Below are 22,747 nucleotides of genomic sequence, written 5' to 3' on the forward strand. Positions count from 1 at the left end.
AGGCTTTATTTTGTTATCCTCACCACTTCCGACTACTCTATTCTCCCCAGCATAGCTGGGGGATTAGACTTTTCATTCATCCGAAATCACCGGTCTGTTGTGTTCTGTATGCCATGCCCGCCTTACCGTCAGATATGGAGTATCCGTATCCAGATATACTGAATCCCATTGCAGAGCAAGAATTTCTTCCCGGCGCAGACCCGCATACAAACCGATCATGACAAAGACATAAGGCGGCAAATCTCGGATAGCATCCAAAAGTCGCTCCACCTGTTCATCTGTCAAAGCCTGACGCTCCTCTTGAGGAACACCGCCACCTTTTGTTGTCAGATAAATCGTTGGGTTATGGTCAATGATCCTGCTTTCCATCGCTGCGCGAAAGATAGACTTGTAAAGGATCACCACAGATTTATAAACCGATGCAGATTTCTTGGAAACCGGAACAAGGGCAAGTTGAATATCATCCAGACTAACCTCTCCCATCCGTTTATCTCCCAATTCCGCTATAATATGCCGCCTGACCTTTGAGGTGTAATCCGTCAAGGTAGTGGCTCGTACATGAACCGACTGCATCAGCAGCCACTTTTCACAATACTCTGCAACTGTGGGCGTTTTCCGATGAAAAGTAGCATTCTCAATCTGTTCCAACGCAAGCGTTTCTTTGTTATATAGTTCTTCAGGCGTTTTTGCGTAGATAGCTACGAGCTTACCATTCGCGTCTTTGATTCTGGTCCTATAATATAGGACACCTCTTTTCATGACTGTGCCATATTGAGGAAGTATTATTTTTCTATTTGCCAATTCCTCCACCTCCTAAGAATAATCTCCAGCGCTGTATCTTTGTTTTATCAGACCTCTCTGATTCCATCAAGGATACGGACCGGCTCACGATCTTCCGCTTCGAGGTTTACGGTAAGTTGCGCTTCTCTCAACTGGTTTTGCTCTGTGCGTGCATTTTGCGATATACTCCTGGAGACCTGCCGCAGTAAAATACACACAGCCATTCTGAACATACTGCACATAAGAGATCAAGCCGTTGTTACGGGCGGCATCCAGCGTTGCTATGCTGATTCCTAAGATTTCAGCAGCTTCTTTTCGTGTAATGAGCTTTTCCATAGACTATATTCCCTCCAATCTGTCAAGGTTATCATCGTGCTTTCAAAATCACATGAATACGCTGGCAGCCGAAACTGCCAGCGCATGGTATCTGATTTTGAATAGAAAGCGGCCACCCAAAAGAGCAGTCGCTTCCTATTTTAATATGACTCAATTCTCGTCACATTTGCCACGCAACCCTGACGATGGGAACATAACAGGTCTCCGCTGGCGCGGTTGTCATAACTCCGCGGCGTCGTTTTACTCGTGCGCCGCAGGGTTCCCCCCAAGTCTTTGGCGGGCCGTGAGGAAGTATCTTTAAGCCCCCATGCAGTCATCGCGCCGAATCTGCCACAATCCGTTTTATGAAATCGTAGATCGCTCCGAAGCAGTTCTTTCATCACCTCCCTGACTGCTCCATCTTCGCGGCGTTTCATATTCGCTCGTACATGGGTTATGTACCTGTTGTGCTGTCTATTCGATTGTCAATGTACTGATGAAGGAGGAAAACTTGTCCTTCTTATTAACACTGACAAAAAAGGCAAAAAACAGGCGTATCAAATGAAATTTTATCAAAAATATTTTACAAGCTGCTTTAATCCACGGCGGATACTGTCTCGGACACGGCTAGGGTCTACACCTTCTACTTCGGCAATTTTATTTACCGTCATTCCCAGATAGTATCTGGCATAAATCCTCTCTGCCTGTTTCTCCGGCAGCTTCATCACAGCGGCATAGACCTGCTCCTGAAACTGTTTTTCCTCCAGAACCATCTCCGGTGTCTGCGGCTTCAACAACACCGCATTTTCAATGCCATTCTCGCAATCCAGAGAATACTGTGCTTTATAACGATACATCTTTCGCTCATACGCAGCCTCCGCACGTTCAGCTGCTCGAATAGTCTCCATTACTTCCTCTGTCACATCTACAAAAAAGTCTGTTGTATAAACATCAGGATAAAGTTCCCGAAGGTTAATTTTCTTCATTATGTACCTCCATTTCGATTCACGGGTGATTGACGGGTGAATCGAATGGAGGTGGAGACCGACACCGGCAGACAACCGGGTCATCTCCGAAAAAATGGCAACAAAAAACGCCAGATTTCCGTGGGGGAAAACTGGCGCGCCAAGAACAGCCATTATTATACCGAATTACATAGAACGATAATGCCGATACAATATTATACTTGCCCGGAGGAGGAGCAATGCTTTTTTTAACTGATGTAGATCATGTGAGCTTTGAAAAAGCAAACGGGACACGGTAAATTAACCTCCAATCGGCTACCGTGTCCCTGCAAGTCGTCATTGGTTTGTGCAATCGCAAAGAAACGGCGGCTCTGAAAATCAAAGCCGCCGTTTCAAATGGGCGTGTTGATAGGCTGCTGTACGACGGCTTTTTTTCTTTTGCCGTCGTGCGGCAGCTTGTTCCTTTTGCGCTTATCTTAACAAGCAATCCTCACAGAAATGTCACTGACACACGCTGTTTCGACAGAATAATGGGCTGAAATCTCACGAACCTGTGAGATTTGAAAAACCGGGAGAATAATCTCCCGGTTTTCATCGCAAATATTTAATTCTGCCGCAGTCTCTCTACAACGCTTTGCTTAACATTTTGCATGAAAGTTATGACGGGGGTTGCCAAGCAGACCAGCAAAACAATAGCTGCGACAACCAACAGAGAAATTACAGGATAGTGAAAAGCTGCATAAGGAACCATTCTTCTAAAGGCTGAGTATATTGGAATATATATCGCTGTTCCCAGTGTGGCAAGCAGTAGGAAAGAAATACTCCAATAATACACGCCTTCCCAAAGCAATACATTTCTAATTTGCTTTTTCGTCATTCCTATACTTTCAAGTGTTGCAAATTCATGTTTCCGAGTATTTACACTAACAACCATTGTGTTAATGAAATTCATAATTCCTATCAGCAAAAATACAGCGGACAACCCTGCGGCTATAATCCTTGAGGTCAGCAAATATCCGGCCATTTCTTGCTGCTTTTCATATCGTGACAGAATCGTAATGCCCGGTGACGAAGCAGTAATGGATTGAAGCTGCTCCATAATCCCTTTGTCATAACTGCTATCAATCGTATCAAAAGCAATCCGAAAGATTTTGGTTTCTCCAGACAACTTCTCTATTGCCTGCTTACTGATATACAAATCAGGGGCAGTACCTCTCTCATTTCCTCGACCACTCTGAAAATCAGCGTCCAGAAAGCCAGTTGCCACTGTAAAGACCTGTTCCCCGGACTCACCGACAACGGTGATTGCTTGCCCTGGCTGAATCAATAGGTTTCCCTCATCATCCGTCATAGCGGACAAAACCACCAACTCTCCCTTTTCAAAGGCGGTTAAGTCAATAGGCTTATCAAGCGTTTTATTAAGTTCTTCGATATATCTGGAATCTATTCCGTAAACGCCGCTCCAAAAATTATCTGTATAGTTTTTTCGTGTTTCCGCATTTGAAAAATCAAGACCTGATACGCCATCCAAGGAATCAATATATTTCCCGAATACATTTTCGTCGTAAATGACATCCATAGTGGGCCACGGTGAAGCAGAATAAGTGACGCGCAGATTTTCAATTCCCTGCATTGTTTCAATTTGCTGCAACATTTCATCAGAGAGCAGGTTTCCTTCTTCGGAAATGCTGTAAGTCAATGCGAAATCACTTTCTCCCCATTGATTTACAAAATTGTCGGGACTTAGGCTTGATAGTAGACCAGCAGAAACCAAAAACAATATTAAGCCTAAAAATAAGGACGCAAAAGTAAGGAAAGCGCTTTTAGGGTTTCTAAAAATATTATCTCGTGCCATCCGAGATAATTTTGTTCTATGGCTCTTATGATCTCGGTAACTCCTTGTATTTGCCTCCGTATAGCGTGAAGCCGCAACAGGAGAAATACTTGCAGCTATTTTCGCTGGTTTCATGCTGCCGATGATTGCAGTAAAAAATGTGAAGATTGCGGCACCCGCAAAAATAATGGGGGAAAAGGACACTATCTCCCCAAGGTCTGTATCGCTTGAGTACATCATATTCATGGCAAACGGAACAAGTCCAAGCGAAACAATACCACCGACAATCAGGCCGCTGGGAATACCGATCACCGCCGTTCTGAATATTTGAGAACGCACGATCCGCTTGATTTGTCTTTTTGTCGTGCCTATCGTTTTAAGCTGTCCATAGAATTGTGTATCTCTTGAAATTGAGATATACAGAATGTTATAAATCAGCAAATAGCCGCTGATAATGATAAAGACGATAATAGCAGCCAGTGGAAGAACAATGGTGGTGGAATTGCTCTGAGCAATAGGTACAATTTCAAAGGACTGACTTTCTGTAAACGAAATCTTCCGTTTTAGTTTTTCACAGGATCGCAGGGCATTACTGTCATCAGAAAAAGAAATCATTGCGGTAGACACACTATCAAAGGGAAGCCCTGTTTGTGTTGCAAAAAGCTCCGAAACATAAGCGGCACCACGGTTGCCTGCACGTGAAGCCGAATAATCTGTATAATAGCCCGACAAAACAAATTCATCGGAGATATATTGATAATCTGTTCCGAGTTGATAGGAAAGGGAAATATTCATCCCTATCTGTGGATCATCAATCCCCATTGCACGCAAAGCCCATGTAGGGAGCATAATTTCATTTTTTGCTTGCGGATAATCTCCGTGTATATCCGAAATTGTTGGTACACGGTGTTCTTGCCATTCTGTTTCGTCTATCCAAGTAATACTCAGCAGGGCATCGTCCATTCCAGATGTATCAATGCTGCCCAATCTCTGACTGACACCAACTACGGATACCAAGCTGGATCGGCTCAATTCTTCATATTGTTCTTCTGAGAGACTTGTAATTGCCACATCCGCAGTCGTGCCCATCGCACGAATTTGCTGCATTTGATAGGTTTCAAAATAACTGCACCCCAAACTAAATACAGATGTAATCATAAAGGCGGTCAAGAATAATGCGATGGTAACGAAAACATTTCTCTGCTTATTAGCGCGGTAGCTTCTTTTGGCAAGACGATTGATTGTTGCCTGATTATTGTTCCCAAATAAAATATCATCCATCAATGTCACCCCCTGTCACTGTGCGATTTTTCCGTCCTCAATACGGATAATTCGGTCGGCAAGCTGGGCAATTTCATTGTTATGGGTAATCATTACAAGCGTTTGATGGAACTTCTGACTTGTAACTTTCAGCAAACCAAGAACATCACTACTTGTCCGGCTATCCAAATTGCCTGTCGGTTCATCTGTAAACTGTACCCCTATCCCTTTATGCCTTGAAAATAGGGGCTTTAACTGTATGCACACTTGTGTACTGTGTACACTTTCCTTCTACGATAAAAGCAAGCAGGTCTTTTTTTCTAGAATTTCCCACTTGCTTTTATACTCTTAATGATACCTATTTCCGTTGCATGCAACAATACATTTTTGTTTCAATTCGCGTCCTATTTCGAACCGTTCATAATATTCATCTGATTCTGTTTCAAATGCATATTTATATACTTTCACAACTTCTTCGCAGTTACTTTTAAATTGTTCCTCTTCAACTGTTCTGCTTCCATCTCCAATCAATCTATTAATAAATCTCTTGTAAATTTTCAGTTCTGGCAACACATTTGTAACAAACTCACTTTTACCTTCTAAAAATTTTTTCTTTTCTTGAATATCAATAATGTCCAGTAATATAATACTTGCTACGAACAGCAATACAAAATATGATTCTAAACTCGTGTATGTTCCTGTAGTAGCTGGTACTGCTTCAATACGACTTTTGTAAATTAGTTTATCTCTTAAAGATAAATGATAATAATCACTTAGCTCTTCAGCTAATTTATACAACCAAAATTTTCCTTCTGTTTGTTGTTCAGAAAATTCTAAGGTCTGTTTTTGATATTTATCCATTGCTGGAAGATTTATATTCACATCAAAAAACTTATTCAAATATCTGGTTGCATCAAACCCACTTCCATAATAATTTGTTATGGTATGTATTAACTGCTCCTTATTAAGGGACACCACGAAAATCACACGCTCATCATCAAAATAGTGTTTGATTCTCTCCAACATTTCTATGGCAAAAGATGGTCTGCAGCGATCCAATTCATCAATAAATATAACCAGTTTCTGCGCTCTTTCTACGATAATGTCATTGAAGATTCCTTTTACTCTCTCCCGAATCTCTTCTTCTGTTTGTACAAGCGATAAAATGTCCATACTTTTCCCTTGCAACTTTTCAATTGCGGTGAATGGATTTGCTTTAAACTCCCCTAGTGATATGGGCAATGTTGCCAATGCCTCTACTAGCTTTTTACTTATCTTTTCGGAATCTATTTTCGTATCATAAACTCCCCTGCAAGTCTTTGTCATGACTAACAACAGGGACATAAGTGGATCGCTATGATTATCATACATCCATGCATTATAATAGATTGGCAAATAAGAATGCTTCAAATCTATTTTAGCCATCATTTCATTGTCCTTCAAATATTCATAAGATGGAAGTTTCTCAATCGGATTTTCTTCATCTGCCCGTTGATTTGCCAACACATATTTTAACACTTCTTCAATCTGTCGGACAAAAAATGTCTTTCCATCTCCCCATTTCGCATCCAAACTGATGCAAGCACTCTCATCTATGAGTTCTAAACCATCTATAAAATCTTTTATATCTTTATTTCTTCCAAAAGTATTGTTTTTTATAGATGTCCAAATATTTTCATCCGTTGCTTCCTGAACATATTTTTTCATATATTGCATTCTCCTTTATCGTGAGTACCTATTATGGCTGAATATAATTAACAGCTTTATTGTCTCACACAATCTAAACATCAACAATACCCTTTTATCCCCACAACCACCAGCAGGCACGTTCTTCACGCCCCTGCCAGTCGCTGATTGTTTTCTTCTTCACTAAAAATTCTTAATCAGATTCAAGTCTCTTTTATTCAATGCCTTCCGCATTGCTTCACTTTCTTTGCGTAATGTTTCATTCTCTCTTTTCAGTTTCGCTACCTGTTGCTCCAGCTGCAGGATACGGTTGTCCATTGCCATATCTAAAATCTTTCTTCTCTTATCTACCATGCCAGCCTGTAGCTGCAAGGCACGATCTACTGCCTTTCGCACTTCCGGGTTCTTATAGAAAAATCCTCTGGACAGTCCGGTCTTTTGCATCAGTTTTGGAACGGTCACTTTATCCTCTTCTTCGATCATTTCCTGGATTTTCAGTTTTGCCCTCTGGATTTTCTCCACGCTCTGCTTATGGTTTACTTCCAGCATCTTGTCATATTTGCTCATACTCTTTCCCCCATCCGGCCAGATTCGCCCGGATCATCCGGCTCATCTCTGCCCTGATTTCTCTTGTTTCATCTGCGATGATCTGGAGGCTCATCTTCCGGTAAAATTTCACATTCTTTACAGATGTATGCCCCAGTAGTTTTGCGATGGTCCAGTCATCCAGATGCAGTTCTGTTAAGCGGATACCATATACATGGCGGAACATATGCGTTCCAAATCCAAACAATTCTCCATGATCGTCCCGCAAATCTTTTTTCTGAATCAGATCCATCACCTTGTTTTGAACGGTATTGTACTGCATAGGTCTCTTGCTATTTTTCTCATCCACAAAAATGTAAACCGTATCTCCATACATTTTTCTAGTATATTGGATTGCTTTTTCAATCAGCAGTTCCAGTTCTGCACTGATAGGCTTCACAAATGTAGTTGTTTTCATCTGCCGGATCTGGATCATAGGATGTCCGTCCTGCCGATACAGGCAGTCTGTCTGCAGAGTAAGGGTATCAGATATCCTTGTTCCTAACATCTGGTGGATGACCATAAGCCGCTCCATCTGCTCATCCAGCTCCGCAAGCGCTGCATTAAAACGAATCAGCTCACTATCTGAATAGGATTTCAATTTCGGCTGCACCTGTCTGGGCAAGTCACTGGCCAGAAATAAAATTTCTAAATGTGGATACCCATATAATTTTCCGATGGTTTCCAGCAGTCCCCGGAGGTTCGTCAGATCTGCCCGGTAATTATTTACGCCCTCCGCTTCCGTTGCAAGGTACGTCAGATATTCTTCCAGCAACTCCCGATTCAGTTCTTCTGCCGAATGGATATCGGGATATGTTTCTTTCAGATATTTGGATAGTCTCCGGATGGCTGTCAGTTCTTTGATAATTGTTGCAATCGCTTCATGATGTAAATGTTCATAAACTGCCTTTTTTGTTTCTTCCCGTAAGTCATCCTGGATAATCGCTGTAAAATTCAAAGTCTGCACATTTTTAATCGGATTCTTTTTATAGGCAATGTCCAGATTCTCTAATATCCAGATATCTTTCTCAATCTCATCCCGTTCCTCTTTGGCTTCTGTAAATCGATATGCCTTCCGCACATAAGTGATGAGGTTCGATGGCACTGTCTTTTCTTTCCCATATACGCTGATTCCCTGCATGGTCAGTTTCTGCCCATGTTCCAGAAGCCAGCTTCGGATTTTTAGCAGCCATTGTTCCCACTCCAGTTCCTGCAGGCTCTCTGCCCGGATGTGCTTATCCTTTACCATTCTGCAAAATCTCTGATAGATCACTCGTTCCTGTATCATCGTTGCCAATGCACATTGTCGGCTTCGATTCTCAATAAAGGAACGGAATTCATTTTGAAGCCCTTTTGTTGGAAGAAGTCCGAAATCAAAGCAATGGGGTTCTTTTACCTTCTTTTTCTCTTTTTCCTCTGCTCTTGCATAGCAGTCCAAATCGATTAGATATAATTTTTCATCCATGGAACCCTCCTTTCATCAGTTCCGCCGCAAAGCTGTGGGTTTCTTCCTGGAAATACACTTCACTGGCTTTTTCTAGTTTCTTCGGCATATAGTCCACATACTGCCTGGTCATTTCTTCATATTCATGCCCCAAGTAATCCCGTACCGCTTGGATGGAAATACCATTATCATAATAAAGCGTAGCCAGGTTATGTCGGTAATCATGGGATCTGAAAATATATTCCCCGTCTGCAATCTGATTTTTCTCACAGTATTTCAACATTTGATACCGTAATGTAGCATACTGGAATGCTCCACCTTTTTTGCTTTTAAACAGGTATTCTTCTGGTCCGATCTGATATTTCTTTTTGTACACCTGCACCAGATCGTACAATGCTTCCGGAATGGGAATCCGCTTATACGTTTTCATTTTCACCTGATACACTTTCAGCCAGTAATCTCCATTCTTTTCTTCATAATCGCCACCTGTCAGGGTGCATACTTCACTTCCCCGGATTCCGGTACACCATAAATGTAGGAACATCAACCGCAGATGTTCCGGAAATTCTGCCAGCTTCGATAAAATTTCCGTATAGATTCTTTCCGGTACACTGCGGTCATTATAGACATGCACTTCTTTCTGCATATAATACACATGACGGAATGGAATCTTCTTCAGATATCCTTTGACTACAAGGAAATTGTAAAACTGCAAAATCATAAAGATTCTTCCATTTGCTGTTTTTTCACGGGTATCCTGTCTCTGAACGGATTCCAGATATCTCTGAATCTTCTCTGCCTCCACTTCATAGATCGGCTTTTCCTCTCCATTGAAGTGTACCAGGAATGTACGAAGTTCCAGCAGCTTGATTCGGATGGTACTGATAGATAAATCTGTGATTCCAAACAGATACCGCAGATATTTTTGCAAAATCTTTTGATTTTCCAGGTTGGTCACCTCTTTAAAGGATACCCATTCCACGGGCTTGCTTGGATTCATTCGTTCTCTGGAAAAATGGAAACGTTCCAAAAACCACACATTCGCATTCCAATGAATTTCCGGTGCCTGTAAAAATAGGATTTTTCTGCTCATCCGCAGGATGCCAAACATAGTACTTCTCTTTTTCCCTCGAAACTCTTCCGAGAGTTCCTGCTCAAATTGCTGTTCTTTGGTCAGTGTCATTATCTCAATATCAGCCACTTGATGCTTCGCACAGAATTGGTAGAACCTTTGCAGTGCCAGCAGTTTCTCTTTTCTGTAACAGCCTTGGTAGGTATGGATTACTTCTTTCAGTACTGTAAAAATCTGCATCTTCAAATTTCTTGGGCACTCCATGGTAAAATTCCACAACAGTTCTTTTCCATCTTTACTTGCTAGAAAGGATTCCGCAATCTCAATCTCCGGATAATGGCTAAGGCACATCCACTGTTCTCGATACTCTGTAGTATAGTTTCTTCTCCCTGCCAGTGTCTGCAGTTCTTCTTTCATCCGATGAATCACGATTCCATCAAATCCCCGCAGGCAAGTAATCGGTGCAAGAACGGTTTCGTTCCTTTCCAGATATTCTTCGTAGAGGACCCTTAGGACTGCGTCCAACTCTGAAATATCAGTAATCCCCTCTTCTATCAGGAATTTCTTTACCCTGTTTCGTATAGTTCCATTTACCTCTGTGCAGGCATCCACCTGTTCACAGATTTTTTGTTCCAGTGCTTCCCGCTTTTCCTGAGCTTCATATACATATAATTGATAAGCGGGCATGTTCTTCACCTCCTACAGGAGTTTCTCCACATCATAAAGAGCAGAATGTTTTGCATAATATTGGTCACTGGCTTCCATAAGCTGGTCATCTACAAGGTTCAGATATTTGATGGTCGTGTCGATGTGCTTATGTCCATACGCCTCACTGATCATTTCCAGCGGCCATCCAGCATCCCGCCTCATATTTCCGAAGTATCTCCGCAGCATATGGGGCGTCGTATGGATGCCTGTCTTTTTCTCCATCCGCTCCAGCATCCGGTAAACTGCGTCCACCTGCAGTGCCTTTCCTTTTGTCTCTCCTTCGATGTTTACAAACAGCATCTGCTGGTGCTGTAAAAATTCCCGGTACTTGGACAAATAGAACAGTAAAAACTGGAAGGTGGCATCACTGACTTTGGATCTTCGGTATGCCGCATTCTTCGCCCTTGCCTTGTTTTCATTGTCATCCCGGAAGAATACCCGGATGGTGTGTCTTTCATAATCAATATCTCTGGTATAATCTACCCCTAAGATCTCACCGATCCGGTATCCGGTCTCTGCCAGAAGCATGATCAGAAGCTGGTCCCTGCAGTTGGTACACTGCTTCAGAAGTTCCAAAATCTCCTGATGCTCTGCCGGACGGACGTTTCGTTCTTCCTCTTTCAGATAGCCGTTGAATGACCGGAACCGCAGCTTCCGTTTTACACCGATGGAATCATGGGTAGTAAAGCTGTCATAATATAATACCTTTAGCCTTTCCATATCTGCTTCCAGCTCTAAAAAACAGAAAAACCTGAACACGTCTTTTAAGTACGCATTGCAGGTTTTATTGCTTGGCAGTTTCTCTTTCTTTTCATGCAAATGGTTTCCGGCTTTCAGCCAGTGGAGAAATCCCACATAATGTTCATACTGTTCCTGGAATTCCAGTTCCGCTACCTGGGACAGTTCCATCTCTTTTTCATCCAAATATTCCAGATAGAACCGGATGGATTTTGCCCTGCGGCCAACGGTATTCGGGGAACGGTTTGCTCGAATCAAATGCGTCAGATACTTGGACGGGAGCAGCACCATCTGCCAGCTCTGATGATCCCGGATCAAGAAATATTCCTGTTTTCCTTCCCAGATATGTTCTACTGCATATCGTGCCATTTTGCTCACCGTCCTTTCCTCTAACGCTATACACATTATACCCACTTCATGTTCAAATAGCTATTCATCAATACCAACAATCTCTCCAAAACCGCCCCAAAACTGTACTAAATTTTTCCCTTAAAAGCGCCTGGAAAATAAGCACAAGCAACAAGGCTGGAAAGCAGATTTTTCCTATTATAAATAATACTCTACACCTTTCCGGCTGCGGATGAAATCCTGTACCTCTTTCAACTCTTCTGCTATCCGGCAGGGTGGAAGCGCACACATCACATCTTCGTGATACTTGCCGCCTTTTACCGCCCGTATATCTAAAATAGACACCACGCAGGTATCGGTTTCTGTCCGGATGGCTCTCCCAAATCCTTGTCGCAGTTTCTTCTGCATATCCGGCACAATAATAGACTGGATATAGGATTCCAAAGAGTCATACGTCTCCTTCTCTGCTTCGCTGATCGGATCTGGTACTGCAAAGGGTAGCTTCACAATAATCAGCGAAGATACCATATCTCCCGGAAAGTCTACCCCTTCCCAGCAGGAGCCGGCTGCAAACAGCACCCCATTCTCCATGGTCTTGAACCGCAAGATTTCTTCCTGGGAATATCTCCATACTTCCACCATGGGAAATGGCAGGCTGTCTCTTAAAATCTGGTACACACTTCCCATCAATGTATAAGAGGTAAACAGTACCAGCGTATGTCCGTAAGTGGAACAGATCAAGGAATGGATCTGGTCTGCCACCATTACTGCCTCTTCCCTGCTCCCTCTCCTGCAATGTTCCAGCGTCTTTGGCAGGTATAACAGACAGTTCCTCTCATAGGAAAAGGGGGACTCTGCCACATATTCCTGCACGCCTGCTCTTCCTTCCAGCCCGGTGATCTGCCGGGTGCGCAAAAAACCTGCGCCTGCCTTTAGCGTTCCGCTGGTTAAGATGGCGGATATCCATTCTTCCCGATCCCATAACATCTTCCGAAGTAATTCTGGGATTTCCCGGCTGGCTGCACACAAAACAGGAAGCTGCTCTGTATCGAATCGCAGATAGCGGACATATTTCTCATCGCTGCTGCAAAAACACTCCAGCACTTCTTTTGCATCCTCCAGCCGATTCCGTATCCACTTTGGAACACTTCGCTCCAGCTTTTCTAAAAGAAATTCCAACATTTCTATTCCTTCCCACAGAGAAATCACACTATTTGTTGTATGACGGAATGTTTCCCGGATTCCTTTTCCACTCTTCTGTTCTGCACCAACAACATGCAATGCATCATACAGGACGGTCCGCAGGATTCTTACCTCTTCCGTCTGATGTTCCCGTTCCAGATAATACGCTACCTCCCGGATATCATCCATGCATAGATTTTTCCCAAACATCTGCTTTGCCGCTTCCGGTAACTTATGGGCTTCGTCTACAATCACGGTCCGGTAATCCGCCAGTAAAGGCTTGTATCCTTCTGCTCTGTGATACGCATCTGCCAGTAAGTAGTTGTGATTGCAGATTTGAATAAATATATCCTGCTTCCTGGATTCTTCCAGATACCTCTGATAGCGGCACATCTGCCTGCCCGGACATTCTCTTGGGCAGAACTTCGGCACACAGACCAGCCTTCTGTCAAACCCGCTCAGATTTTTTACGCTATCCATGTCATACTGTTTTCGTAGAGACAGCAACGCTTCTTTTTGGGCAGCATTCTTCTGTTTATGGCGAATCGCTTCGATTCGTTGTTCCAGCCTGTTGTCGCAGACAAAGTGTTCCTTCCCTTTCCGCACCACTGCCCGAAGAGGTGACTGAATGATCCCCTGCTCCAACAGCACTCTGGATAAAAATGGAATATATTCCGTCAATATTGCTTTCTGCAATGCAATGCTGGAGGTGGACACCACTACCGGACGCTGCTCCAACGGATTTCCTCTCCCAGTCAGCATGGAATACTTCCGCAATAATACGCAGGCTACCAGATAGGCATAGGTTTTTCCAATCCCTACCCCTGCATCACACAAGGCAATCTGTTCTCCCAGCAGAGCATCCAACATTTCATGGCAGAGACGGATCTGCTCTTCCCGGACTGCCAGTCCCTGTTCCGGAAATAGCACCCGGAAGATCTTCTCTACTTCCTGATGCGCTCTTTTTTGATATTCAACTTTATAAAACATAGTACTTCTTTCCGCATGGCGTTAATACCACAAGAATACGGCTGTGACATTTTCTCACAGCCGCATGTATCTGATATCAACGACACACTCTTTTTTGATTTCTTATCGTTTCTTTTCTTCTTTGGCACCGTATTTGTCCTCGACTCCCCGGCTGCCACACCACCTTTATGGTAGGGAACATTACAGGCGGATGCTTCGCTTCGCACCGCTCGCAGATTTCCTGAAAGTCTTGCTGATTACAACTTAGAGTCCATCCTCTTCTTTTTTGAGAAGAATTTCGTATCATTATCCCCCTCCGATGATCCTGGCGAAAGACCTGCAAAAGTCCATTCACAGCTATAAGGAGTCGCTCAGAATGAGAACAGGCACTGACAGTTTTCTCACGAACTGATCCGCCATAGTCTTTGGACAGACCTTTCCATAACAATCCTGCAGTGCTTGTTCCCATCCGTCCTGGCGCTTATGCTGTCACGCTTCTATCTTTGGGAACGTACCTGTAATGCTGGTATGCGGTTATCAAGGAACAAAGGGCTATTACCCCTTTCATATATAGAGCCGATGAGAACCTCCATTTTTCTTCACTTCCTCAAAACTTTTTTAATTTTTTTCTTCAATCGCTCCATCCGTGTATAAATGGTCTTTTCCGGCAGTCCCATCTGACCCGCAATCTCACGAACAGAAAATCCCCACATCTTCAACAGTAAAATTTGCAATGTTTTCTTATCTGTTTCCATCAGAATCTGTAAAAGCTGTTCGTTCTCAATACTGTCAAGCAGCTGTTGGATATTCAGTGCAACTGAAGCTTCTTCTTCCGTCTTTTGCGTATATAATTCTTCCTGGTTGGAAGAAAAATGTTCCCAAAACCTTCGATCCGCATTAAAATCCTGCCAATCCAATTCCCGGATTCTTTGGATTACCTCTTCACTGACTCCGGATTCTCTTAAAATCTTTTCTTCCTGTTCCTTCCACTGTTTCCATTTATATTCTTCTTTTGCTTTATGAAATGTCACCTTTCTTTTCCTCCGATCTGAATTTTTTGAAATCAAATCGGAGTGGCGGTGACCTTGCCTTTTTACAAGAAAAAGACTGTGTTAGCCAGAATCTTCTCCACAAAAAGAAAGATGCCGCAATCCTGTTTTGAATTGCGACACCACCAAACGCTGTATATAAAGTTAAATTTTTCTCTTTTGTAGCTCTTTCCGGCACATACACTACTCCTTTATGTCATGGAACGAATCCCATTCTTTACATAAAGAAGTAGTATACAAAACCAAGCTGTCATCAGACTGTCAGTTGTCTGTCAAGTAACTGTCAGTTTTCGGTTATTTCTTTTACAATACGCCCCCAAAATCTTCCCATACAAAAAGCAGGCTCCATTTCGGAAACCTGCCTTCTATGATTCTTTCTATATTTTTAAACAATATCCAACCTCTTTTACACTGATGATTATATGTTCTGCATTTACATCTACATTTTTCAATTTCCGTTTCAATCGATGTACCATGCAATAAATAATATTTGTAATATCCCCATGTGGGTACTCCTGCCATACCAGCTGATAGATCTGACTGTATGTATATACTCTTCCCGGTGTAGACGCTAACAGATATAGGAAATCAAACTCCCTTTTTACAACGGGGATTCTTTTATGCTCCCATTCTACTGTTCTTTGAAGTGGAAAGATTTCCAGTTTCCCGACCATAACAGGAATTTCTTCTTTTCTTTCCGATTTCCACTCTGTATAGCGACGGATCAATGCATATGCCTGCAGACTGATTTCTTCTATACACAGTTGCGTCAATACTACATCCGCTCCGGACTGAATGATCTTATTTCGCATTTCAGAATGATCCGGCAATAAAACAATCACAGGTGTTATCACCATCTTTCGGATAGTTTCTACAAGTTGGCATATAATTTCCGGTTCTTGCTTTACCGCAATTAAAATCAAATGATAAGAAAATACTGTCAAGTGGGAAAGAGCGTCCTGAATATTTTTTGCTAGATAAATCTCTGTCTGTTGTTCCGGCAAAATCAAACTTTCCCATAGCACTTCTCCTTCATCCGCAATTACTATAATTCTGTTTTTCTTCACACCCCCATCTCTCTGTTCCTCATATTACAATTCCTCCACATGATTTTCCGAATAATGATAAAAAATAGTTTCCAGTTCTTTACAACACCGGAAGAAATATTCACTACACGTTACATGAATGGTTGCCTCATCCGTCATGAGGCTCACTTTTTCAAAACATGGTCTGCCATCAACTTCCAACTCCTGCAATTGATGCTCCATAATCCAATAAATATCTCCACTTCTAAAAGGTCTATGAGAAATATAACGGTAAACAAATCCTTTCTTTCCTGCATTCGAATTTAAGACCTGATGTGCATATTCCTCATACTCTCCGGGAATCACTTCCCATAATGGAATTACAACTTCAGCAGTTTCACTTGCCCTTATTACTTTCAATATATCGCGCATAACAAAAGGTGGCATGATGCACATATCTTTGATTTTATTGCGCGCAATGTGTCCTCTTCCATCATTCCCTGACCACTGAACCACCCTATCACAGATTTCATACCCTTCTGAGGATGAACTGAGCAGAATTACATTCGTATAAGTTGACATTTCTGCTATTACTCTTGCGGCGCTTTGAACTTCGTTTTCTTTCATATCTTGAAATAAACTTTGAAGTATATATTTCTCTGAAGTATCGGCAACAAGTTTTATTAAAAGCAGTAATTTTTTCTCTCCCAATGTTAATTCTTCTATTCCACAATTCTCTTTCATTTCCAAATCAGCAAGTTCCAGCATCGCTTGAATTGCAAGTGGATCATTTTTTAATGTGGGAAGATTAGAAAAATATTCCCTTACCTTTCTACCTCCCCCCCCCCAAAAAAAATCAGTAATTTTTGCAAAGTTTTCAATTTTACAATCCAATACAGCGGATAAAAATGAACATTTTTCTGCTTCTTTTTCTGTATCGATCACAATACCAATAACTTCATACTTTCTTTTCATTATAAGAACACCTCTTTTCTATAGCTTAATTGTAAAACACAAATGTCACAGAAATGTCCTAAAACATAATAATTATCACATTTATTGAAATTTCATATCAAATAAATTTCTATAATGGCACACAAGAACTAATTGATTCCTTCCCATTTTTTATTTATAAGACTTTCTTCTTTTCTTCTATATCTTAAAAATACTTATTCAACCGTTTCAATCGAATCCACAATATTCATTTTTGAAATTTTCCGCAACGGAATTGCTGTTGCCAGCAAGCAAGCTCCTACTGCCAAGAGGGTTGCTTCAAGAATGGGCATGACAGGGATTGCAACAAGTTGGATGGTGTCGGTCGTGGCCGCCTCAATGAAGATCGTACAAACATATCCCAGCACGCTTCCAATCACAGAGGCAATAATCCCGTAATATGCACCTTCCCAAAGAAAAGTTTTATAAAGGCTACCGGCGCTCATTCCAATAGCCCGCTGCATACCGATTTCTGTTACTCTGGTGTGAATATTTGTGTAAACGGTATTGATGATATTAAGAATACCGATCAGGCCAACGAAAAGGATCAGCCCCCATGCCAACATTTGAATCTGTGCAAAGCTCTCTTTCAGTTGCTGGTCGCTTTCTTCATACGACAAGAATGTTGTACCCGGCGTCCTATCACAAAATGCCTCGATGAATGTATCAAAAATTTCCCTGTCTGCGCCCTCGTTCAGCGTAGGCAAAAACTCTGAATAGGTATCTTTTCCCGTCAGGCGTTCATAGATAGCATCATCAACGATCACCTGAACACCATTTGTGAAACCGCCATTTCCAATACCAAGATAACCGTCATAGCCATCCAAGGTTTTCAAAACATTCAGCTCCATTCCCGCAACACAGATGTTTTCTCCGGCCTCTATATTTGTAAATTCAAGAACATCTTCGCTATAGCTCATGGGAATAGGATTCCTTACTATACAGGCGTTCCCTGATTTCAGTTGTCCAAGCTGTTCTTCTGGTAATTGATCCCCCATAAAATAATCCCAATACTCATCGTTCAATCCGACAACCTGAAAAGTTTCGCCGGGTTTCAGTTGAAATTCAAGACTGATTTCATCGAGCAGCCCATTTTCATTTTGTTCGTAAAGCGAAAATTGTATGGCGGCTACACTTTGCACAGCTTCATTTTTCCGCAAAGTGTTCAGATCATCTGTGGTAAATCCAACACCTTCATTTGTGATCTGATAATCTCCTAAATGGTTATCTTGCAGTGCGCTTGCAGCGTTCAGGAGAGAGGAAAACCCTTGCAGGGCAATAAAAACCGTGATACTCATAACAAGGGACAAAATTGTAATTACAGTACGACCTTTATTTCTCTTTAAGTTCAGGCGGGCGTAGTATGCTTCAAAATTATGGATTTTCTTTGTTTTACGCTTTCTGCGGCGAATTTTTAGATTTGTTCCAGACATAGCCATAATGGGAGATACCCTTGCGGCTGATCTGGCTGCTGGCAATGCTGCAAACAACGCAAACGCCAAAGTGATTGCTCCGCTTAAAACCAGTAAGGTTCCATTCAAAGAACTGTTCTCTGCTATTAGAGTTTTCAATTCAGTAGCATCCTGAACCAAGAACAATTCAGGGGAAACCAAGCCGGTAGCTGCCTCTAAAATTCCTCTGGCACTTAGGAAGCCAAGGAGCATACCAATAGGAATCCCCATCAGGCACAATAGGATTACTTCAATTACAATGATCTGATAAAGCTGTCCTTTTTCGCCTCCAATAGCCCGAAGTGTTCCATATCCCTTTATCCGTTTTGATACAGATATTTTCAGAATGTTGTAAATCACAAGACCAGCAGCCAGCAAAATCAAAGCACCCACTAATATCCCTGCGACTGTCATAAAAGAGAATCCCTTATCATTAGCGCCCTCGGAATTTGCAGTATAGGAAATTCCCAAAGCGTTCAAATATACAATATTGTAGCTGGTATCAAGCTCATGGATGTTCAATTCCTTATTGATGTCATCGACAACTGCTTGAAAATTCTTTTTATCGGCAGTCTGAATATCCACATTGTAATAAATATAAGATTCCGGTAGAAGTTGTTCAGCAGTTCCTTCCCCTACAACTCCCGTAACAGTGCCGCTTGTATATCCTAAGTAGTTATTTTTCAATATCCCTGTAAGAACAAATTCTGCTGTATAGGAATAGCTGTCCGCGATGTTGTGGCGAAGATTTTTTTGCAGTAAAAGTGTAATCTTATCTCCAATACCACCCTCAAAGCCAAGGTATTTCAGAATATCTTCCGAAAGAGCTATTTCCATCGGGGCTTCTGGCAGACGACCTTCTTCTACACTGGTACTGGACGGATAGATAGCGGCATTGTCATCCAAATATTCCATCAAACCAAGGGTAAGAGATGGGGAGAGTTCTAAACTTCCCATATAAATAGATTTCCCTACATAGGAAAGACGCTCATCCTGTTCCAGTGCGTGAAGCTGATCTGCATTCATCTGCAAAAAAGTGGCATATCGGTTTCCTCCGATAGCGATGGCCTGCTGTTCCCGCATTGCACTAAGTACGCCAATGGATTGTCCTACAATGGTTGTCATCATAGTAGACAGCACAACGGCAATCAAAATAAGAATAGAAGTGACTTTTTGGGACAGTAGTTCTTTCAATGCTAATGTACGATAAGATTTCATTTCGCTGTCACCTCCGTAAGCACACCATCTACAATCTGAAACTGCCGGTCTGCCATTCGTGCAATACGGCTGTCATGGGTAATGACAACGAGAGCTTTCCCCATCTTTTTCCATACATTTTGAAGCAGTTCCATGACTTCGCCGCCGCTTTTGCTGTCCAGATTTCCCGTAGGCTCATCAGCAAAAATTACATCCGGCTTTGCAATCAAAGCGCGGGCAATGGCTACACGCTGCTGCTGGCCGCCGGATAACTCATGGGGCAGATGTTCCAAGCGGCCCTGAATGCCAAGCAGTTCTGTAAGCTGTTTCAGGTATGCTTCATCCGGTTTTTGTTTATCCAGCAAAAGAGGCATGATAATATTTTCTTTCGCCGTCAGAACTGGAAGCAGATTAAATTGCTGAAAAATAAATCCAATCCGTTTACGGCGGAATGCCGACAATTCCTTATCGCTGTAACTGTAAATATCTTTACCATTGTAGGTCAGCGATCCGGAAGATGGCTTATCCAAGCCGGAAAGCAAATGCAGCAGGGTACTTTTTCCGCTTCCCGATGGCCCCATAATGGAAATAAAATCGCTAGATACAATTTCGAGATTTGCACGATCCAAAGCCACCACTCGGTTTTCACCGTCACCATAAATCTTTGATAAATTCTTTGCCTCAATATTCATAAAAAACACTCTCCTTATTTGTGGTATAAGGAGAGTGTAAATGATAAATCTCAAAAATCGCTCAAGGATTACACAAAATGAAAAATAGCCGTTGCGGATGCACCGCCCCCGGCCCGATTTTCCAAAATCAATCGGCCACCATGTTTTTCACATAAAATTCTGCTGCTGTAAAGCCCCATTCCAAAATGTGAGGAATTACTACTTGTCGTTTCAAAGGGGGTTGGCCCATTCTGTACGAGAGACAGCGGATAACCAGCACCATCATCTTCTACATTCAAGGTCATAGAATCATTTTGCAGCGTTATTTGAATAGAGATTGCTTTTTCTGCAAATCGCACCGCATTTCCAATCAGATTTTCCGCTACGGTAAGAAATAGCCCGTGATCTATACAAACAGTTCCGCCTGATGGGACTAAAACAGAAACTTTTTGGGATAGCGCCAACAGTCGTGCTGTTTCCTGCAATTCACTCTGCAAAACGGATAGTCTGATTTCTTTTGGCTTAACAGAGAGTTGTTCCAACTTTTGAACACTGCTCATAGCTTCTACATACTGCTCAATCCGTAAAGTGTAACTTTCCAGCCGGTCTATGGTCTGTTCGTCCTGAATACCTTGCCGCAAAAGTTTTACACTTCCTTTTAATACCGTAATCGGGTTACGCAGATCATGGGAAAATGCGGCATTGAGCCGTTTGCGTTCCTCGGCCTGTTGCCACAACAGCCGATTCGATTTCAGAAGTTCACTCCGCATTTCTTCAAAGGCAGCACATAGTTGTCCCATTTCATCGTTAGACAAAATCGGCAGCGAAAAATCCAGATCATTATTCTGAATCCGCATAATGCCATTTTGCAGGCAGAAAATAGGCTGTTTCAATTTGAGATAATAAAAAAGAAAGACTGAAACAATCAATCCGCCGACTGGAAAAAGAATACAGGAAACCGTCTGCACAATGTTTAGGATAGCCAAAATACGCTGTTGTGACACCGTAGGAGATGGCAAAGGTACAACAGAGCCATCCGACAAGATTTCTACACCGCCTAAAGGATAATGGTTTTCAATGCCTCGACATAGGAAGATAACTACCCCAAGCAGGAGAAATGCCACTGCCAAACAGGAGAGGGATAATAGCAGGAAAGATTTCTTTAGTCCCATATTTTTTAGGCGTTCCACCGATAACCACACCCCCAAACCGTTTCAATGTAATTATGCAATGTATGTACTGCAAATTTAGCGCGTATTTTCCGAATATGCTCCATAATTGTATCGCTGTTTCCGTCCCCATCCAAGCCCCACACAAGCTCATAAATTCGCTCACGGTCAAAAACCTGTCCTGCATTGAGGGATAAAAGTTCTACAATCTCAAACTCCCTCTTAGATAGCGGGATGTTCTGATTATTGATTGTAACTGTTCGGGCAGAATAATCCAGTATCAATTCACCAAAGAAGCGCGCTGCTGAATTATTTTGGCGTCGCTGTTCCCGGCGCAGATGTGCGGCAATACGCGCCCCCAATTCATCCAAATCAAAGGGCTTGACGATATAATCATCCGCTCCGGCCTGAAATCCAATGATCTTATCGCTGGATTCAATACGAGCAGTCAAAAAAAGAATGGGACAGGCAATGTGTTCCCGTATCTGCTGGCATACAGTCAGACCATCCATTCCCGGCATATTGATGTCCAATAAGATTAAATCTGGTTTGCAGGCTACTTTTTTGAGTGCTTCTTGTCCGCTATAAGCAGTCAGAATATCATATTGTGTTTGAAAATAACTCTGTATCATATCAACAATACCGCGTTCATCATCAACGATCAGTAATTTAGGATTCAAAATCATGCACCTCCGTTCTTTATATGATATATGGTAAATCTCAAAAATTCCTCAACTTTCTATGAAACCACAGCCGCTACCATACATTATACGATATTCAGAACAAGCATTGAAGATAAAGGGATTAAAAAAATGGCGGGCAGTATTTACAAAAGTTCTTTTGAAATATATTTGCCCGCCAATCTCATGTAATAATTATTCCGTCACTCTGATCTGCTCTACAAGAGATTGTTTTCTCAGACTCCCCGTTGTATAAGAAATCAAGATAAACTGCACAATCAACAGGATTGCCAAATATAGCAAGATAACCAGCCAAGGGAATGAATAATCGAAATATACTGCCCTCTTCCTCTGATCTCATCACATAAATGCAGACCGTTCCCATCCGGCAGATTAATATCCAACAGAGCAATATCAAATTCACTCTTTTTCAATCGTTCTACTGCATCCTGAAAACTGTATACAGAGGTTACTTCATAACCATCTGCAGTAAGATTATAAGCCAGCGTTTTATTTAATACTTTGTCATCTTCTACAATTAAAATCTTCCTCAATCCAGATTCTTCCTTTCCCATCTTCTAAACTTATCGCTATTTTAAACCTCAAATGTTACAGAAATGTCCTAA

General features: G+C 42.0%; 16 protein-coding genes and 3 pseudogenes. All 19 read right to left on the reverse strand.

The features are described 5' to 3' along the window. Window positions 1–75: 75 nt before the first annotated feature. Window positions 76–801 (reverse strand): annotated as a pseudogene (locus I2G42_RS13920) (tyrosine-type recombinase/integrase); the annotation flags it as partial. An 84-nt stretch (window positions 802–885) separates the two neighbouring features. Next, window positions 886–1,116, reverse strand: coding sequence for a helix-turn-helix domain-containing protein (locus I2G42_RS13925; protein ID WP_009321998.1), 231 nt, complete (start codon window positions 1,114–1,116; stop codon window positions 886–888). A 551-nt stretch (window positions 1,117–1,667) separates the two neighbouring features. Beyond that, window positions 1,668–2,081 carry a sigma-70 family RNA polymerase sigma factor gene (locus I2G42_RS13930; RefSeq protein ID WP_055228448.1) on the reverse strand — a complete coding sequence of 138 codons (414 nt, stop codon included), beginning with the start codon at window positions 2,079–2,081 and terminating at the stop codon, window positions 1,668–1,670. Window positions 2,082–2,664: 583 nt separating this feature from the next. Beyond that, window positions 2,665–5,175: an ABC transporter permease gene (locus I2G42_RS13935; RefSeq protein ID WP_005335788.1), complete on the reverse strand. Its 2,511-nt coding sequence runs from the start codon at window positions 5,173–5,175 to the stop codon at window positions 2,665–2,667. A 15-nt stretch (window positions 5,176–5,190) separates the two neighbouring features. After that, window positions 5,191–5,373 (reverse strand): annotated as a pseudogene (locus tag I2G42_RS16735) (ABC transporter ATP-binding protein); the annotation flags it as partial. Window positions 5,374–5,502: 129 nt separating this feature from the next. Next, complete coding sequence (locus I2G42_RS13945) at window positions 5,503–6,861, reverse strand: KAP family P-loop NTPase fold protein (RefSeq protein ID WP_055214789.1); 1,359 nt, start codon at window positions 6,859–6,861, stop codon at window positions 5,503–5,505. A 162-nt stretch (window positions 6,862–7,023) separates the two neighbouring features. Then, window positions 7,024–7,407: a DUF6262 family protein gene (locus tag I2G42_RS13950; RefSeq protein ID WP_055214787.1), complete on the reverse strand. Its 384-nt coding sequence runs from the start codon at window positions 7,405–7,407 to the stop codon at window positions 7,024–7,026. Then, a complete protein-coding gene (locus I2G42_RS13955; protein ID WP_195531189.1) occupies window positions 7,394–8,890 on the reverse strand; it encodes a tyrosine-type recombinase/integrase in 1,497 nt (498 codons plus the stop codon). The genes I2G42_RS13950 and I2G42_RS13955 overlap by 14 nt, the downstream gene beginning before the upstream one ends. Continuing rightward, on the reverse strand, window positions 8,883–10,628 hold the full coding sequence (locus I2G42_RS13960; protein ID WP_195531190.1) for a tyrosine-type recombinase/integrase: 1,746 nt from the start codon (window positions 10,626–10,628) through the stop codon (window positions 8,883–8,885). Before I2G42_RS13960 ends, I2G42_RS13955 begins: the two co-directional genes overlap by 8 nt. A 12-nt stretch (window positions 10,629–10,640) precedes the next feature. Continuing rightward, window positions 10,641–11,756 carry a tyrosine-type recombinase/integrase gene (locus I2G42_RS13965; RefSeq protein ID WP_055215351.1) on the reverse strand — a complete coding sequence of 372 codons (1,116 nt, stop codon included), beginning with the start codon at window positions 11,754–11,756 and terminating at the stop codon, window positions 10,641–10,643. 177 nt (window positions 11,757–11,933) lie between these two features. Further along, a complete protein-coding gene (locus I2G42_RS13970; RefSeq protein ID WP_195531191.1) occupies window positions 11,934–13,907 on the reverse strand; it encodes an ATP-dependent DNA helicase in 1,974 nt (657 codons plus the stop codon). A 578-nt stretch (window positions 13,908–14,485) separates the two neighbouring features. After that, on the reverse strand, window positions 14,486–14,917 hold the full coding sequence (locus I2G42_RS13975) for a sigma factor-like helix-turn-helix DNA-binding protein (RefSeq protein ID WP_055214777.1): 432 nt from the start codon (window positions 14,915–14,917) through the stop codon (window positions 14,486–14,488). Between the two features lie 395 nt (window positions 14,918–15,312). Continuing rightward, window positions 15,313–16,002: a winged helix-turn-helix transcriptional regulator gene (locus I2G42_RS16270; RefSeq protein WP_172675984.1), complete on the reverse strand. Its 690-nt coding sequence runs from the start codon at window positions 16,000–16,002 to the stop codon at window positions 15,313–15,315. A 24-nt stretch (window positions 16,003–16,026) separates the two neighbouring features. Further along, on the reverse strand, window positions 16,027–16,935 hold the full coding sequence (locus I2G42_RS13985; RefSeq protein WP_195531192.1) for a hypothetical protein: 909 nt from the start codon (window positions 16,933–16,935) through the stop codon (window positions 16,027–16,029). Between the two features lie 194 nt (window positions 16,936–17,129). Then, entirely contained in the window at window positions 17,130–19,622 is a 2,493-nt protein-coding gene (locus I2G42_RS13990; RefSeq protein WP_055214773.1) for an ABC transporter permease, read from the reverse strand. After that, a complete protein-coding gene (locus I2G42_RS13995) occupies window positions 19,619–20,293 on the reverse strand; it encodes an ABC transporter ATP-binding protein (protein WP_055214771.1) in 675 nt (224 codons plus the stop codon). Before I2G42_RS13995 ends, I2G42_RS13990 begins: the two co-directional genes overlap by 4 nt. A 68-nt stretch (window positions 20,294–20,361) precedes the next feature. Beyond that, window positions 20,362–21,462: a HAMP domain-containing sensor histidine kinase gene (locus tag I2G42_RS14000; protein WP_319017362.1), complete on the reverse strand. Its 1,101-nt coding sequence runs from the start codon at window positions 21,460–21,462 to the stop codon at window positions 20,362–20,364. Further along, complete coding sequence (locus I2G42_RS14005; RefSeq protein ID WP_431190773.1) at window positions 21,450–22,121, reverse strand: response regulator transcription factor; 672 nt, start codon at window positions 22,119–22,121, stop codon at window positions 21,450–21,452. The genes I2G42_RS14000 and I2G42_RS14005 overlap by 13 nt, the downstream gene beginning before the upstream one ends. Before the next feature lie 350 nt (window positions 22,122–22,471). Beyond that, window positions 22,472–22,675: pseudogene (locus I2G42_RS14010) on the reverse strand (response regulator transcription factor); the annotation flags it as partial. Window positions 22,676–22,747 lie beyond the last annotated feature (72 nt).

The organism is Fusicatenibacter saccharivorans (assembly GCF_015557635.1).
In the GTDB taxonomy this organism is placed as follows: Bacteria; Bacillota; Clostridia; order Lachnospirales; family Lachnospiraceae; genus Fusicatenibacter; species Fusicatenibacter saccharivorans.

What these genes read in the sequence shown, in the direction of transcription:
- I2G42_RS13925 (WP_009321998.1), bottom strand. Translation starts at nt 1,116, where the DNA reads ATGGAAAAGCTCATTACACGAAAAGAAGCTGCTGAAATCTTAGGAATC.
- I2G42_RS13965 (WP_055215351.1), bottom strand. Translation starts at nt 11,756, where the DNA reads ATGGCACGATATGCAGTAGAACATATCTGGGAAGGAAAACAGGAATAT.
- I2G42_RS13960 (WP_195531190.1), bottom strand. Translation starts at nt 10,628, where the DNA reads ATGCCCGCTTATCAATTATATGTATATGAAGCTCAGGAAAAGCGGGAA.
- I2G42_RS13945 (WP_055214789.1), bottom strand. Translation starts at nt 6,861, where the DNA reads ATGAAAAAATATGTTCAGGAAGCAACGGATGAAAATATTTGGACATCT.
- I2G42_RS13985 (WP_195531192.1), bottom strand. Translation starts at nt 16,935, where the DNA reads ATGAAAAGAAAGTATGAAGTTATTGGTATTGTGATCGATACAGAAAAA.
- I2G42_RS13970 (WP_195531191.1), bottom strand. Translation starts at nt 13,907, where the DNA reads ATGTTTTATAAAGTTGAATATCAAAAAAGAGCGCATCAGGAAGTAGAG.
- I2G42_RS13990 (WP_055214773.1), bottom strand. Translation starts at nt 19,622, where the DNA reads ATGAAATCTTATCGTACATTAGCATTGAAAGAACTACTGTCCCAAAAA.
- I2G42_RS13955 (WP_195531189.1), bottom strand. Translation starts at nt 8,890, where the DNA reads ATGGATGAAAAATTATATCTAATCGATTTGGACTGCTATGCAAGAGCA.
- I2G42_RS13950 (WP_055214787.1), bottom strand. Translation starts at nt 7,407, where the DNA reads ATGAGCAAATATGACAAGATGCTGGAAGTAAACCATAAGCAGAGCGTG.
- I2G42_RS13935 (WP_005335788.1), bottom strand. Translation starts at nt 5,175, where the DNA reads ATGGATGATATTTTATTTGGGAACAATAATCAGGCAACAATCAATCGT.
- I2G42_RS13930 (WP_055228448.1), bottom strand. Translation starts at nt 2,081, where the DNA reads ATGAAGAAAATTAACCTTCGGGAACTTTATCCTGATGTTTATACAACA.
- I2G42_RS13995 (WP_055214771.1), bottom strand. Translation starts at nt 20,293, where the DNA reads ATGAATATTGAGGCAAAGAATTTATCAAAGATTTATGGTGACGGTGAA.